This window comes from Shewanella sp. Pdp11 (genome assembly GCF_002838165.1).
In the GTDB taxonomy this organism is placed as follows: Bacteria; Pseudomonadota; Gammaproteobacteria; order Enterobacterales; family Shewanellaceae; genus Shewanella; species Shewanella hafniensis.
Genome location: NZ_CP015194.1, coordinates 2,194,031 through 2,207,833 on the forward strand (window position 1 = coordinate 2,194,031; position 13,803 = coordinate 2,207,833).

The 13,803-nt window shown below is 47.0% G+C and carries 14 protein-coding genes; 10 read left to right on the top strand and 4 right to left on the bottom strand.

Features of this window, described 5'->3' with window-relative positions:
* Nucleotides 1–71: 71 nt before the first annotated feature.
* The 3 genes from AYJ58_RS09770 to AYJ58_RS09780 all read left to right on the top strand — a co-directional run bounded on the left by AYJ58_RS09770 (nucleotide 72) and on the right by AYJ58_RS09780 (nucleotide 1,760).
* Nucleotides 72–374 (top strand): NrfJ, encoded by a 303-nt coding sequence (locus AYJ58_RS09770; protein WP_106649949.1) that lies wholly within the window; start codon nucleotides 72–74, stop codon nucleotides 372–374.
* A 172-nt stretch (nucleotides 375–546) separates the two neighbouring features.
* Nucleotides 547–1,068 carry a GNAT family N-acetyltransferase gene (locus tag AYJ58_RS09775; RefSeq protein WP_106649950.1) on the top strand — a complete coding sequence of 174 codons (522 nt, stop codon included), beginning with the start codon at nucleotides 547–549 and terminating at the stop codon, nucleotides 1,066–1,068.
* Nucleotides 1,069–1,235: 167 nt separating this feature from the next.
* Entirely contained in the window at nucleotides 1,236–1,760 is a 525-nt protein-coding gene (locus AYJ58_RS09780; protein ID WP_106649951.1) for a GNAT family N-acetyltransferase, read from the top strand.
* Nucleotides 1,761–2,016: 256 nt separating this feature from the next.
* Here the strand turns inward: AYJ58_RS09780 and AYJ58_RS09785 are convergent, their stop codons facing one another.
* Together AYJ58_RS09785 and AYJ58_RS09790 are read right to left on the bottom strand one after the other, a co-directional pair.
* The gene (locus tag AYJ58_RS09785) at nucleotides 2,017–2,727 is read right to left on the bottom strand and encodes a pirin family protein (RefSeq protein WP_106649952.1); all 711 of its coding nucleotides are present in this window, start codon (nucleotides 2,725–2,727) and stop codon (nucleotides 2,017–2,019) included.
* Between the two features lie 12 nt (nucleotides 2,728–2,739).
* On the bottom strand, nucleotides 2,740–3,183 hold the full coding sequence (locus AYJ58_RS09790) for a DoxX family protein (protein ID WP_106649953.1): 444 nt from the start codon (nucleotides 3,181–3,183) through the stop codon (nucleotides 2,740–2,742).
* Nucleotides 3,184–3,415: 232 nt separating this feature from the next.
* Here AYJ58_RS09790 and AYJ58_RS09795 point away from each other — a divergent pair, with 232 nt between their 5' ends.
* The gene (locus AYJ58_RS09795) at nucleotides 3,416–4,309 is read left to right on the top strand and encodes a LysR substrate-binding domain-containing protein (RefSeq protein WP_106649954.1); all 894 of its coding nucleotides are present in this window, start codon (nucleotides 3,416–3,418) and stop codon (nucleotides 4,307–4,309) included.
* An 85-nt stretch (nucleotides 4,310–4,394) separates the two neighbouring features.
* On the opposite strand, the gene AYJ58_RS09800 is transcribed toward AYJ58_RS09795, so the two are convergent.
* Both AYJ58_RS09800 and AYJ58_RS09805 read right to left on the bottom strand, forming a co-directional pair.
* Complete coding sequence (locus tag AYJ58_RS09800; protein WP_106649955.1) at nucleotides 4,395–6,140, bottom strand: bifunctional metallophosphatase/5'-nucleotidase; 1,746 nt, start codon at nucleotides 6,138–6,140, stop codon at nucleotides 4,395–4,397.
* 144 nt (nucleotides 6,141–6,284) lie between these two features.
* Nucleotides 6,285–7,376, bottom strand: a complete 1,092-nt coding sequence (locus tag AYJ58_RS09805; RefSeq protein ID WP_106649956.1) for a CNNM domain-containing protein — start codon at nucleotides 7,374–7,376, stop codon at nucleotides 6,285–6,287.
* Between the two features lie 150 nt (nucleotides 7,377–7,526).
* Here AYJ58_RS09805 and AYJ58_RS09810 point away from each other — a divergent pair, with 150 nt between their 5' ends.
* From AYJ58_RS09810 to AYJ58_RS09835, 6 genes are all read left to right on the top strand, one after another.
* Nucleotides 7,527–8,648 carry a bifunctional tRNA (adenosine(37)-C2)-methyltransferase TrmG/ribosomal RNA large subunit methyltransferase RlmN gene (locus tag AYJ58_RS09810; RefSeq protein WP_106649957.1) on the top strand — a complete coding sequence of 374 codons (1,122 nt, stop codon included), beginning with the start codon at nucleotides 7,527–7,529 and terminating at the stop codon, nucleotides 8,646–8,648.
* Between the two features lie 32 nt (nucleotides 8,649–8,680).
* Nucleotides 8,681–9,469, top strand: a complete 789-nt coding sequence (pilW, locus tag AYJ58_RS09815) for a type IV pilus biogenesis/stability protein PilW (RefSeq protein ID WP_106649958.1) — start codon at nucleotides 8,681–8,683, stop codon at nucleotides 9,467–9,469.
* On the top strand, nucleotides 9,466–10,563 hold the full coding sequence (locus AYJ58_RS09820; protein ID WP_106649959.1) for a RodZ domain-containing protein: 1,098 nt from the start codon (nucleotides 9,466–9,468) through the stop codon (nucleotides 10,561–10,563). The genes pilW and AYJ58_RS09820 overlap by 4 nt, the downstream gene beginning before the upstream one ends.
* A gap of 48 nt (nucleotides 10,564–10,611) precedes the next feature.
* On the top strand, nucleotides 10,612–11,727 hold the full coding sequence (gene ispG / locus AYJ58_RS09825; RefSeq protein WP_106649960.1) for a flavodoxin-dependent (E)-4-hydroxy-3-methylbut-2-enyl-diphosphate synthase: 1,116 nt from the start codon (nucleotides 10,612–10,614) through the stop codon (nucleotides 11,725–11,727).
* Between the two features lie 145 nt (nucleotides 11,728–11,872).
* Nucleotides 11,873–13,153 (top strand): histidine--tRNA ligase, encoded by a 1,281-nt coding sequence (gene hisS / locus AYJ58_RS09830; protein ID WP_106649961.1) that lies wholly within the window; start codon nucleotides 11,873–11,875, stop codon nucleotides 13,151–13,153.
* 24 nt (nucleotides 13,154–13,177) lie between these two features.
* On the top strand, nucleotides 13,178–13,798 hold the full coding sequence (locus AYJ58_RS09835; RefSeq protein ID WP_063883274.1) for a tetratricopeptide repeat protein: 621 nt from the start codon (nucleotides 13,178–13,180) through the stop codon (nucleotides 13,796–13,798).
* The last annotated feature ends 5 nt before the right edge of the window (nucleotides 13,799–13,803 follow it).

The following is a 13,803-nucleotide window of genomic DNA, read 5'->3' on the forward strand; positions in this document are numbered from 1 at the left end:
TAGAGATTAGCGATTTATTGTTTTTAGCATGCTTTAATGCAGCATATTAGCAAAACAAAAGGAACGCAGGCATGATGGCAAAATGGGTAAAATTAGCGGCAGTAGCGACTTTAGCGTTAGGCATATCAAGTGCTTGGGCTCAAGGTGTCACCCACGAGGGTACTGTTGTTGATACGATGAACGGTGGTGGTTACACCTACGTACAGATTAAAGAAGCTGACACTACTTTTTGGGCTGCGGGTCCTCAAACTGAAGTGAGTAAAGGCGATAAAGTGGCTGTGGTTGAACAAATGTGGATGAACGAATTCACCAGTAAAACTTTAAACCGCACCTTTGATAAGCTGTTATTTGTCGGTCAAATCGATAAGAAGTAACAGTAACGAGTGCGCTAACCTGTGCGCCTCTTTAAGCAAACGGCTTCGATATTATCGAGGCCGTTTTTGTTTCTAACCATTAAAACCGCAAAATTTGAGCCTATCTTGATTAGGTTAAAAACGGCAAACTAGCACTAGTACTAGCGGTTATTACTCAGCAGAGACCACTCAAGTGACGGCGTTTGAACAGTTTGAGATCCAGCCTTACCAGTCATGTTATGCCCGTGAGGTGAGTGAGTTAGTTCATCTTTGCGTGCATAACATCACCCATGCTCGTTATTCACAGGCGCAACTTACCGCTTGGTCTGCGGCGCCAAGATCGGCTAAACATTGGGATTTGCGCTTAAACCGCTCGAAGGCGTGGGTGGTATTAGTCAAAGACGCAGCGACAGCTTTTCCAATTTGCTGCGGTTTTATCAATGTCGAAACCCATTTTGCCCATCAAGGTTATGTAGACAGCTTATATATCCATCCAGATTATCAAGCTAAGGGATTGGGTGAGCGTGCCTATCTTGTTTTAGAAGCGTGGGCTAAGGCACAAGGCTATGCGCGCTTGAGTGTGGATGCATCTTATCTATCTAAAGGATTGTTTACTCGGATGGGATTTATCCAAATACAGCGCAGTTATCAGCAAAAACTTGGGCAAGTGATCCCAGGCTTTTATATGGAAAAGAATATGGAACAGAATGTTTAACATTGGCTCACTAGGGGTTAACCCAAAAAGTAATGTAAGGTATTCCATAGTAAAACATTAGCTTAACGCCGTTGCGTGACTCGATTTAAGTTAAATCAGCGCTATTTAACTTAGATTAGAATACGGTTAATCTTAAGCGATTAACAATTCAAGATGGAGGGCAGAGAATGAAGATCCGACTATTTACGCCATCGGATGTCTCGCAGTTGGCGGCGATCTTTGAGGCGAGTGTGATGCAAGGCTCTGGCGAGTTTTACTCGTTTGCCGAGCGCTCAGCTTGGGCTTATATCGAAGGAGAGACCCGCAGTGAGCACTATTGGCTTGAACGCTTAAAGGGCACCACGATTTGGGTGGCTGAAGCGGATAACATGCTGGTGGGGTTTATCAATCTTAAGATAGGCGCCGACAGTGAAGTTGAAGCCGCTGCAGAAGTGGAATGTCTGTTCGTGCATCCCGAATATGCCCGTTCTGGGGTGGCCACCTCTTTGTATTTTGCGTTGTTTGAAGAAGTTAAAATTTTAGCGCTGAAACGATTAACGGTTGAAGCATCCTATCTCGCGCGACCTTTTTTTGAGAAACAGGGGTTTCGCAGTATTCGTCGTAATGAACATAAGCGCTTTTTGAATGCGGCGGATAAAGCACAGGGCCAAGCCCAAGTCTTGGTTAATTTCAGTATGACACTCGCGCTATAACTCAGCGTATCAAGGTGCTGGTCTGGTTCGCTTAACGAGGCCGTTAGCACTGCTTTTATAACATCGCCTTATAACATGGCCATCAAAACGCCAATAAAAAACACTGCCAAAGATGACTTGTGGCAGTGCTTCTCGGTGAGTGCTTATCAAGCTGGCATGTAATCACTTACTCAACGGTTTGCTCAATGACTTGCTTAATCGTTTGCTCAATCGTGAAACGGCTGTACTGAGTGGTTCAGTTAAGCCATCGCTGGTATTACGCGTTAGCAGACAAGTCGAACACTAATGCGGTGACTTGGCCGCTTATTGCCGTAAAGTCGATACTGGCGAGTTGGGTCAGATGTACGCCGTCCCCCGCCGTGAGTGTTGTGCCATTGATATCCAGCGTACCTTCAATCAATTGCACATACAGATGACGATCCGCTTGAGCGGCGCTTCTGTCCATCGTCACTTTTTCGCCTTCGCTCAACATTAAACGATATAAGGTCGCATCCTGCTGCACTTTCAGCGTGCCATTTTCACCGTTTGGTGTCACCACGGCCGTCAGTGGTGAACTCTGTACGAATGCCTTTTGCTGATAACCCGCATCTATGCCTAAGGTATCTGGACGGATCCAAATTTGTAAAAAGTGCAGCGGCTCAGTATTAGAAGCATTGAACTCGCTGTGGTAAATGCCTTTACCCGCCGACATCAACTGAAACTCACCAGCAGGTAAAGTTTTGATATTTCCGAAACTGTCTTTATGGGCGATCGTGCCAGATATCACGTAACTGATGATCTCCATGTCTTTATGTCCATGGGTATCAAAACCTGCACCCGGTGCAACTCTGTCATCGTTGATGACTCTTAGGGATGAAATCCCCATGTGCTCTGGGTCATAGTAGCTAGAGAAAGAGAATGTATGTTGACTCTTTAGCCAGCCTAAATCTGCTTGACCGCGGTCCTGTGCTTTTCTTAATGTGATCATCTTGCTTCCCCTTTATTTGATGCGGTTAGCGAATACGTTATCGACAGCGAACTTGCCTGCACCTGAAACCGCCAATGACACTGTGGCTGCGAGTAGGGCGAGACCAAATTCGTAACCGTTGTTGGCAAGAAACAGACCGTTGCCTATGTGTACTGAAAAAATCGCTATTATCATAGTGAATGACAATACGAGGGCCGTTGGGCGAGTCAGCAGGCCGAGCAATAGGAACAGGCCGCCGAAGAATTCACTTGAACCTGCCATCAATGCCATTAAGTAACCTGGCGTCAAACCTATGGATGCCATCCATTGTCCAGTGCCTTCTAAGCCGTAACCGCCAAACCAGCCAAACAGTTTTTGTGAACCATGGGCGATTAAGATAATCCCGATAGGAATACGCAGTGCCAGTGGGGCAAGACTAGGAGCTGATTTGAGTGTTTTTGCGATGAGTGTTTTCATAGGATATTCCTTATTTCAAATTATTTAACAAGTGGTTAAGAGTAATGTTTAATCTGTTTTAACTCAGTTCTTTAATCTGTTTCTAGCGTTAAATTACTTTGTTTCTACATCCGATTTCGGCAGTGAGTTCCGCAGAACCTCTCCATTGCTAAGCAGTGTAGACTTGACCTTTGGTAAAGAAAATCGGAACATTTTCAATGTCTACTTCAAATAATTTGAACATGAGGTTTTTATGTTGCCATCTATTAGTCTTGATGGATTAATCGTACTCGATGCCATTGATAGAAAAGGCAGTTTTTCCGCGGCGGCCGAGTCCTTATTCCGTGTGCCGTCGGCGCTGACCTACACAGTGCAGAAACTGGAGAGCGATTTAGGCACAAAATTATTTGAACGTAAGGGCCAGCGCGCCGAACTGACCTTAGTCGGTCAACTTGTGCTGCGCCAAGGTCGAGAAATCCTTTCGGCAACATCCAGACTCGAAGAGGCGGTGCGTCAACTCGAGACCGGCTGGGAGTCTTCGTTAACTTTAGCGATTGATACCGTCGTGCCAGATTTACCCCTATTGCAGTTGATCGGGGAATTTACTGACCTAGGTAAGCAAGTGACCGTGAATATCAGCGAAGAGTCCTTAGGTGGCGGCTGGGATGCGCTCTATTCTGGCCGTGCCGATATTGCTATTGGTGTGACGGGGGAACTGCCAAAAGGTCAATATCATGTGGTCGAAATCGGTGAGTTGGAGTTTGTGTTTGCCTTAAATCCTGCCCACCCATTGGCGCAGCACGCCGGTCCAATTCCGACCGAGGCATTACTGCAATTCCCTTCCATTGTGGTGGCTGACAGTTCGACTGCCTTAGCGCAGCGCTCGAGCGGCTTATTTGATAGTCGTCAAGTGATCCGGGTGCCGAATATGCAGACCAAGATTAAAGCGCAGCAATTGGGACTTGGCGTAGGCTACATTCCAAAACACTTGATCTTAGATGCGTTGACGGCGGGAAGCTTAGTGGCTTGTCATGTGGAAATGCCGCGCCCACCCCAAGCTGTGTTTATGGCGTGGCGCAAAGACGCGCAGGGCAAGGCGCAGGATTGGTTTACTGCGCGTTTACCGCAATGTGATTGGCAATTTTAAGCTCAGGTTTGTTTAGCGCTTTGTAAGCAGCCACTCACTTTGCTCCTCACTGCATCAATGTTGACGCCATGAGGAGCATTGGCACTTAACCCATACGTTGGCTATGGCTGGTGTAATGCACGTGCTGTGACAGTAAATCAGACAGATTCGGTGAGCGATTTAAGAATCGAATAAAGGCCTGTGGCAACGTCAGAGACTCCATCGACTCCTGCCAGCGAGCTTGCAGCAATGGATGATAGCCTTCCTTACCCGCAGCAGTGTAAGACGTCGATACCCCGACATACAGTGACTCAGGCTCAACGGGATACCAAAGGGATTGGCTGTCCTGCTGCATCATCTCCAATCTGAACAAACGCTCGCCCAGTGGACGCCGCCCATCGTAGTAATACCGTAGGCCATAGGTGTAAGGGAAACTACCCGCACCTGTACCACGGACACTGTTGTTGGTTGCCGCGTTAATCGCCGATTCGAGCGCTTGATAGAGGAATTGACCTTGAATTTCATACTTAACTAATGGCAATTCGAAGGGCAGCAATTGCCCCATCACATCCGCTAGCGTCAACTGACCTTGGGCCACTGACTGGCGTACACCGCCGGCATTATGCAGGGCAAAGTTCACCCTAGGGTCGACAAGCTTAGCTTCTTGGAACATGCTGCGGCTGACCCAAGGCGCAATTTCACTGCCGTGGGGCAGGGCCTTAGACGGCAGGCGCGTATGGACTAAGTTTTTTGGCACCAGTGCTAAGACTTTGTTTTCCATCTCAGCGATGGCGGGTTTGTAGATGTCTCGGATCACGCCATCAATATCGGCATCGGCATCATCCCAAAGGACATTTGGATGCTGACTGAGCTGTTGGCGCACCGCTTGGTAATCTTGGTTATCGACGGTCGTGTTAGCACTTAAGATAAAGTGCTGATCCAGCATGAAGTAATTGCCGCCAGTTAAGCTCTGCACTTTACCTTCAGCATCAAATGTTATCTCGGCTAAGCCGACGACTTCGGCATATTTCCCCGCGTGCACTATCGGTGTGTTATTGATGACTTCACCGTAGGGTAGGTTGCTCAAACCTAAGGCGCGAAAATCGCCCTGTAGCGTATGCGTGTGACCGCCTACGATCAGGCTAATACCCTCGACTTCGGCCGCGAGGCGTTTATCTTGATCTAAGCCTAAGTGGCTGAGCACGATAATATGTTTGATGCCTTGATTTTTAAGGTGCTCAACCGTGCGTGCGGTTGTGGCGATAGCATCGACAAAATGAGTGTCGGGATCGGGGCGAGCGATCTCTTTCATTTGATCTAAAGTAATGCCGACAATGGCTAACGTCTTATCGTGGAAAGGCTTAAGCAGGTATTTCGCGCGTTTTTGCTGATGATCATAATCTAATATATTAGGCAAACCACGCAGACAACCGGGTTTGTTGAGATCTTCTTGGCTTAAATCCATGTTGCCCGCAAGCAATGGGAAATCAATCTGCTTAGCAAACTCGGCAAGTCTGGCGTTACCTTCATCGATATCGTGGTTGCCAATGACCATAGCATCGGGCGCTAACAGATTGAGTAAGTGGGCGTTGGCCTTGCCTTTAAAATGGCTGAAATAAAGCGTGCCTTGGAAACTGTCGCCACCGTGCAGGAAAACAAACGGCGTATCGGTTTGTGCAGCAGCTTGACGTGCCTTAGTGATGTGGTGGCCTATGCGGGCATAACCACCGCTATGGCTGGTTACATCAAGCTTATGCTGGCCGAGGTTAAGGCTAAATTGGACGCGGCAGGGCTCAAAATTCGAATGGGTGTCATTAATGTGCGCGAGTGAGAGTGTGTAGCTCTGTGTCATAACTTACCTCTATTACGGCGGGTGAGTATATACCCAAGCGACCTCAAAATGCGAGGCTCAGAGGGTTCTGAGTTATCCGCATTCTAAAAGAATAAAGGGAGCTAGGCTCCCTTTATATTAACAAGTACTAAACTGGCTTAGCCTTCAGCCGGATTTGGCTTCGTCATCATCGGATGCGGCTTCAAAATCACCGTCATCGGATAGGCGAATACCTTTTTGCTTCATGCGCTTAGTCCAAAGTTTACGTGCTAATTGCTGCATATCGGTCGCGGGATCGTTTAAATCGACAATCTCTAAGCCTAACATAGATTCGATAATATCTTCTTGAGTCACAATACCTTGGCTACTGCCGTACTCGTCGACCACCATAGCAATTTGGGTGTTACGTTTAATCATACGCTCAAAAAGTGGCAGAATTTTTGCGGTTTCAGGCACCACAAATAAACTCCGTTTAAGCTCACCAATCGATGCCTCTGGTGTGTAACGCTCAGCCAGCAACACATCGGTACGGGTGATATAACCGATAATATCGTCATGATCCTGATCGTATACTGGAATACGGGTAAAAGGCTTGTCACGATATTGACGTACAAACTCATTTTGAGTCAGATCCACAGGTAGCGAGAACATCACAGTGCGCGGTGTCATAATTGCTGTAACGGGCATATCACGTACCTTGAGCATTTGCGTCAGAATTTTCGACTCTTGCTCGTCAAGCTCACCGGATTCATGGCCGATTTTTGCCATCGCGCTCATTTCTTGGCGGATATATTGGCCTTCATCGCCTTTGCCCATCAGGCGAGTGACTTGCTGCGACATCCAGATCAGCGGTTTAGTGACACGCTTCATCCACGTCACGGCAACAGACACGCTCGGTGCGAGGCGACGCCAATGGTTGGCACCCAATGATTTAGGAATAATTTCTGAGAAGAACAGAATAATAAAGGTCAATACGCCCGAGAAAACACCCAACATATCGTCACCAAATACTTTCGCTGCTTGCGCACCCGCAACGGCAGCGCCAACGGTATGAGCGATAGTATTTAACGTAAGGATTGACACCAAAGGGGCTTCGACATTTTCTTTCAGTTTACGCAAGCGCGCGGCTGCGGCACTGTCAGTTTGTTCGAGTGATGCGATATAACTTGGGGTAACCGATAGCAGAACAGCTTCGAACACACTGCACAGAAAAGAAACTCCGACAGCGACAAGCACTATAATGATGAGGGTTAACATATAGGTGGAATTACAACTCCGTATTTTAGGCCAACATTAGCCCGTGGAGATTCTAGCATAGGTTAATTGAGTTACTGGCTAAAATTTATTTGCGTCTGTATAATTCGCCGCCCTGTTACAGGATCCGGTTTTGGTGTTGAGGTTAGCTATATGAGTGAAAAGAAGATCAATTTATTAGACCTTGATCGTAAGGCGATGCGCGCATTATTTGCGGACATGGGAGAGAAACCCTTTCGTGCCGATCAGCTCATGAAATGGCTATATCATTTCGGCGTCAGTGACTTCGAAGAGATGACCAACATCAACAAAGTGTTACGTCAAAAATTGGCGGCTCGCTGCGAGATCGTTGCGCCGGAAATTTCGAGTTTCCAAAAATCGACCGACGGGACGATTAAATTCGCAATCAATGTTGGTCAAGGCCAAGAAGTTGAAACGGTTTATATTCCTGAGGATGACCGCGCGACCTTGTGCGTTTCATCCCAAGTGGGTTGTGCACTGGAATGTACTTTCTGCTCGACGGGGCAGCAAGGGTTTAACCGTAACTTAACGGTTTCTGAAATCGTCGGCCAAATCTGGCGTGTATCGCACTTTTTAGGTTTTGCTAAAGACACGGGCGAGCGTCCTATCACTAACGTAGTGATGATGGGCATGGGCGAGCCATTGCTTAACCTAGCCAATGTGATCCCAGCGATGGACATCATGCTCGATGACTTTGGTTTTAGCTTATCAAAGCGCCGCGTAACTCTATCAACATCGGGCGTCGTACCTGCGTTAGATAAATTGGGTGATGCGCTTGATGTGGCACTGGCTGTGAGTATCCATGCGCCAAATGATGAGCTACGTGACATTCTGGTCCCAATCAATAAAAAATATCCGCTGGATGAGTTTTTAGCGGGTATTCGTCGTTATATCGCCAAATCTAATGCAAACCGCGGCCGCGTGACGGTTGAATACGTGATGCTAGATCACATCAACGACAGCACAGAACAAGCCCATGAGTTAGCTAAGTTGATGAAAGATACGCCTTGTAAGGTGAATCTGATCCCATTCAACCCGTATCCCGGCTCGCCTTACGGTCGTTCATCTAACTCACGTATCGACCGTTTTTCTAAGGTGCTAATGGAGTATGGTTTTACAGTGATAGTGCGTAAAACCCGTGGCGATGATATCGACGCCGCCTGTGGTCAGTTGGCGGGTGATATTCGCGATAGAACGAAACGTTTAGCAAAAAAACGCATGCAAGAAAACCAGATTTCAGTCACAATGAATTAACTCTTTGTTTGCACAGATTTATAGGCTCGCCCATGAAGCATGGATTGCCAAGGTTTTCGTTGATTTTAACCCTGTCATTATTGATGACAGGGTGCGTCACTGAGCGTACTTATACTGGGACAGATATCCCTGTTTCTGAACGAAAGTTAGACAAAGTCGCCGCCGCGCGCGAGCGTTTGCAGCTCGGTTTAACCTATTTAAATCGAGGTAACTCGGAACAAGCCAAATACAATCTTGATAAAGCATTAGAATATGCCCCAGAGCTTGAAGATGTGCACACCGCTTTGGCTTATTACTATCAAACCGTGGGCGATTTAGTACGTACTGAAGAGTCGTACATGAATGCCATTAGTACCAAGGACGCCTCAGGCGATTCCATGAATAATTTCGGGGTGTTTTTGTGCCAACAAAAGCAATACAACAAAGCTGAAAAAATGTTTTTGGCCGCAATCGAAATGCCCAAATATACGCGAACGGCCTCAAGCTACGAGAACTTAGGTCTCTGTAGCCGCGAAGCTGGACAAGCAGAAAAGGCACGACAGTATTTTCAGATGGCGTTAAAGTATGACCCGAGAAGATCGGTGTCGTTGCTGGAGTTGGCAGAGTTAGAAGTCGACCAAGGTGATTTTATTCAGGCGCGAAACCAATTAGCGCGATATCACCAAGTGGCTGAGCAAACTCCAGAAAGTTTAGCGCTCGGGATCAAAATAGAGCAGGCAGTGAATGATGATGCCGCTGTGAAGAGATTTGGTATTTTATTGCTTGCCAAATTCCCAGCATCACCTCAGGCCAAGCAATACAGAGTTAATTTGCATCAATGAAAGATCATGAAATCAATGCGCCAGTTGAGTCGGTAGCACCGCAATCTATCGCGCTAGATGTAACGCTTGGAACCTTATTAAAAGCTGGCCGTGAAAAAATGGGCCTTAGTATTCAAGATGCGGCGGTTAAATTGCATTTACGCCCTCGTATTGTTGAAGATCTTGAAGCCGACAATTTTACCAATATTGCCTCATCCACTTATGTTCGTGGTTATGTAAAAAACTATGCCCGTATGGTCAGCGCGGATGCGGCTTTGATTGAAGCGTGTTTAGTGCGCCAAGTGCCTGTGGTGACTGAGCCTGCAATGCAAAGCTTTTCCCGTAAAACGACTTATCAAGCGCGCGATACGCGTTTAACTTGGCTGAGTATTTTTATCGTTATTGTGTTACTCGGCTCGTTAGTCGTTTGGTGGATGCAAAAAACGACTTTGTTAAGCACTATTGATGTATCGAAACCCACGGCAGAAGAGGTCGCCGCCGCGAACCAAACGCTACCTGGTGACGTACTATTGACCGAAACCGATGCGAGTCAACAATTGACCGACATCGCGGCTAACGGCTCTATGTCAATTGACGGCCCGATTAAAGATACCGATGCCAGCACTATTGATGTGAGCACTGGGCCTACTGACAATAATTATCCTCAAACGGTTGATACGAGTAATGAAGATGGTGGCTCGGCTAATGCTGCAACCACAGCGTCTCAAACGGCCTCTTCGGTAGCTGAACAGACGGTAGCTCAACAGACGGTTGTGCAACAGCCTGCAACTCAGCCCGTTGCAACTGCAATACCTTTGCCTGTTTTAACATCGCCAGCCACAACGACCAATACTCTGGTGGCCGCTGCCGGTGAATCAATTATCAAGGTACAGTTAACGGGTGATTGCTGGATTAACATTGTCGATGCTAAAGGTAAAGCGTTAGTCGATGGTGTGAAAGGCGCTGGCGCCACAGTGCAAGTGAGTGGTGTACCACCATTTAAAATTATTCTAGGCGCGCCGCAAGTGGCGACATTAAGCTTAGATGGTCAAATGGTTAGCTTAGCTGATGTCCCTAAGGGACGTGTCGCGCGCTTAACCTTACCTAAGGCTTAACGACCACCTAATGATCTACAGCACGTACCGAAATAGAGCGTATTAAGCATGTATAATGAAACTCCCATAAAAAGACGTCCTTCCACCCGCATTTATGTGGGTAATGTACCGATTGGTGATGGGGCGCCGATTGCCGTTCAGTCAATGACCAATACTAAGACTACTGATGTTGAAGCGACAATCGCTCAAATTCGTGCCTTAGAAAAAGTGGGTGCCGATATAGTTCGTGTCTCAGTACCGACTATGGATGCGGCAGAAGCCTTTAAACTCATTAAGCAAGCGGTTAAGGTGCCTTTAGTGGCCGACATCCATTTCGATTATCGTATCGCCTTAAAAGTTGCCGAGTACGGTGTGGATTGCCTGCGTATTAATCCGGGCAATATCGGCAACGAAGAGCGTATTCGCAGCGTGGTGGAATGTGCCCGTGACCACAATATTCCTATCCGTATTGGTGTGAATGGCGGTTCATTAGAGAAAGATCTGATGGACAAGTACAAAGAGCCAACGCCTGAAGCCTTGCTCGAATCGGCCATGCGCCATGTAGATATTCTGGACCGATTAAACTTCGACCAATTCAAGGTCAGCGTGAAAGCCTCCGACGTGTTTTTAGCGGTTGAATCCTATCGTTTATTGGCAAAACAAATCCGTCAACCTTTGCATTTAGGCATTACCGAAGCGGGCGGCGCACGCGCGGGTTCAGTTAAATCGGCCGTGGGTCTAGGCATGTTATTGGCCGAAGGTATCGGGGATACGCTACGTATTTCCCTTGCGGCCGATCCCGTCGAAGAAATCAAAGTCGGTTTTGATATTTTAAAGTCGCTGCGTATCCGTAGCCGCGGGATTAACTTCATCGCCTGCCCATCTTGCTCCCGTCAAGAGTTTGATGTGATAAGCACAGTTAATGAGTTAGAGCGTCGCCTCGAAGACGTGACTACCGCCATGGATGTGTCTATCATCGGCTGCGTTGTGAACGGTCCAGGCGAAGCCTTAGTGTCGCATATTGGTTTAACCGGCGGACACAATAAGAGCGGATATTACGACGAGGGTGAACGTCAAAAAGAACGTTTTGATAACGACAATATTGTCGATTCCCTCGAAGCGAAAATTCGCGCTAAGGCCAGTCAAATGGCGAACCGTATTCAAATAAAAGACACAACTGAGTAATATGCATCTGCATTTGGGCATAGATTACGCCTAATGATTTTGAGCTAGGCCCCGAAACCGACGGGGTCGTTTTACGTTTTACGTTCAAAAGCCTATAATGCGTGACATTTTTTATTAATTTAGCTAAATCGGACGAGTCGATACAGTGGCAAAACAGATCCAAGCGATTCGCGGAATGAATGACATTCTGCCAACTCAAAGTCCTCTATGGCAAAAAGTGGAAGCGGTACTACGTTCGAGCGTTAGTGCTTACGGTTACAGCGAAATCCGCACTCCAATAGTGGAAAATACCGATCTCTTTAAACGCTCTATCGGTGAAGTAACTGATATTGTTGAAAAAGAAATGTATACCTTCGCAGATAATAACGGTGACAGCTTAACGCTGCGCCCAGAAGGTACGGCATCGACAGTGCGTGCGGGTAACGAAAACGGTCTGCTGTATAACCAAGAACAACGTCTTTGGTATATGGGTCCTATGTTCCGCCACGAGCGACCACAAAAAGGTCGCTATCGCCAATTTAACCAATTTGGCGTGGAAGTGTATGGCATAGGCACGGCGGATATTGATGCTGAAGTCTTGATGTTATCGGCACGCCTGTGGGAAAAACTCGGTATTAGCGATCACGTGTCGTTAGAGCTTAATACATTAGGTGATCCAGCCGAGCGCGCAGTTTACCGTGATGCCTTGATTGCGTTTTTAGAGCAGCATAAAGACGCGCTCGATGAAGACAGCAAGCGTCGCATGTACAGCAATCCGCTGCGGGTATTGGATTCAAAAGATCAAAATGTCCAAGCTATTTTGGTTGGTGCACCTGAGTTGATGGATTTCCTCGGTGAAGAATCCAAGACACATTTTTCACAATTGCGTGAACTACTTGATGCTGTGGGTATCAAATACACCATTAATCCGCGCCTAGTACGTGGTTTAGATTATTACAATCGTACAGTATTTGAATGGGTTACATCGAGTTTAGGCTCACAAGGTACAGTGCTTGCGGGTGGTCGCTATGACGGCTTAGTCGCCCAGTTAGGCGGTAAAGATACCCCAGCAGTGGGTTTCGCCATGGGCTTAGAGCGCATTGTCTTGCTGCTTGAAACCTTAGAACTGAACAAAGATATTCCGCCAGAAGTGGATGTGTATGTTACTGCTATGGGTGATAACTGTCTGGTTGAAGCGATTAAAGTTGCGCAGGAATTACGCAGCGCGCTGCCAAACCTTAAAGTGATGAGTCACTGCGGTGGCGGTAATGTGAAAAAACAAATGAAACGTGCCGATAAAAGCGGTGCAGCTGTCGCCTTACTGATTGGTGAAGATGAACTGGCCGAAGGCATGGTGACAGTGAAATATTTACGCAATGATAACGAACAACAACGGGTAGCTCGAAGTGCCTTAGGCGCATTTTTGGCTGAACTGGCCATTAAGTAATAGATCATATAGGGGGACGTGCGCGTGGAAATTTATAGCACAGAAGAACAACAAGTTGATGCTATCAAGCAGTTCTGGAAAGACTATGGAACCTCGATTTTTATTGGGGCGGTCGTTGGTTTAGGCGGCCTGTATGCGTGGAATTATTATTCTGACGTTAAAGTGGCCCAAGCGGAAGAAGCCTCAAAAGCTTTTCACGAGTTGACCACTAAATCAAGCGACGAAGCCGCTATGCTGGCGGGTGTGGCTGAGTTTTCTAAAAATCATGATCAAAAAGGTTATCAAGCGCTACTAGAACTGATCGTGGCAAAAACTGCAGTAGAAGCTAAGGATTACCCTAAAGCAATCGAAGCCTTGAACAAGGTTATTGCGGCTAAACCAGGTGCTGGTTTAGATATGATTGCCACTTTACGTGTCGCTCGAGTACAAGCCGAGCAAGGTCAAATAGACGCTGCTCTGGCAACTTTAGAGCAAGTTACAGATAAAGCCTTCTTCGCCCAGCGCGATGAACTAAAAGGTGATTTCTTAGTACGTCAAGGTGAAGTTGAGAAAGCGAAAACAGCTTATCAAGCTGCCATGGACAATGGTGGTGTGGTGACAAGCCCAGCGCTTAAAATCAAACTTGATAGCCTAAATCAGGCATAAGGGAT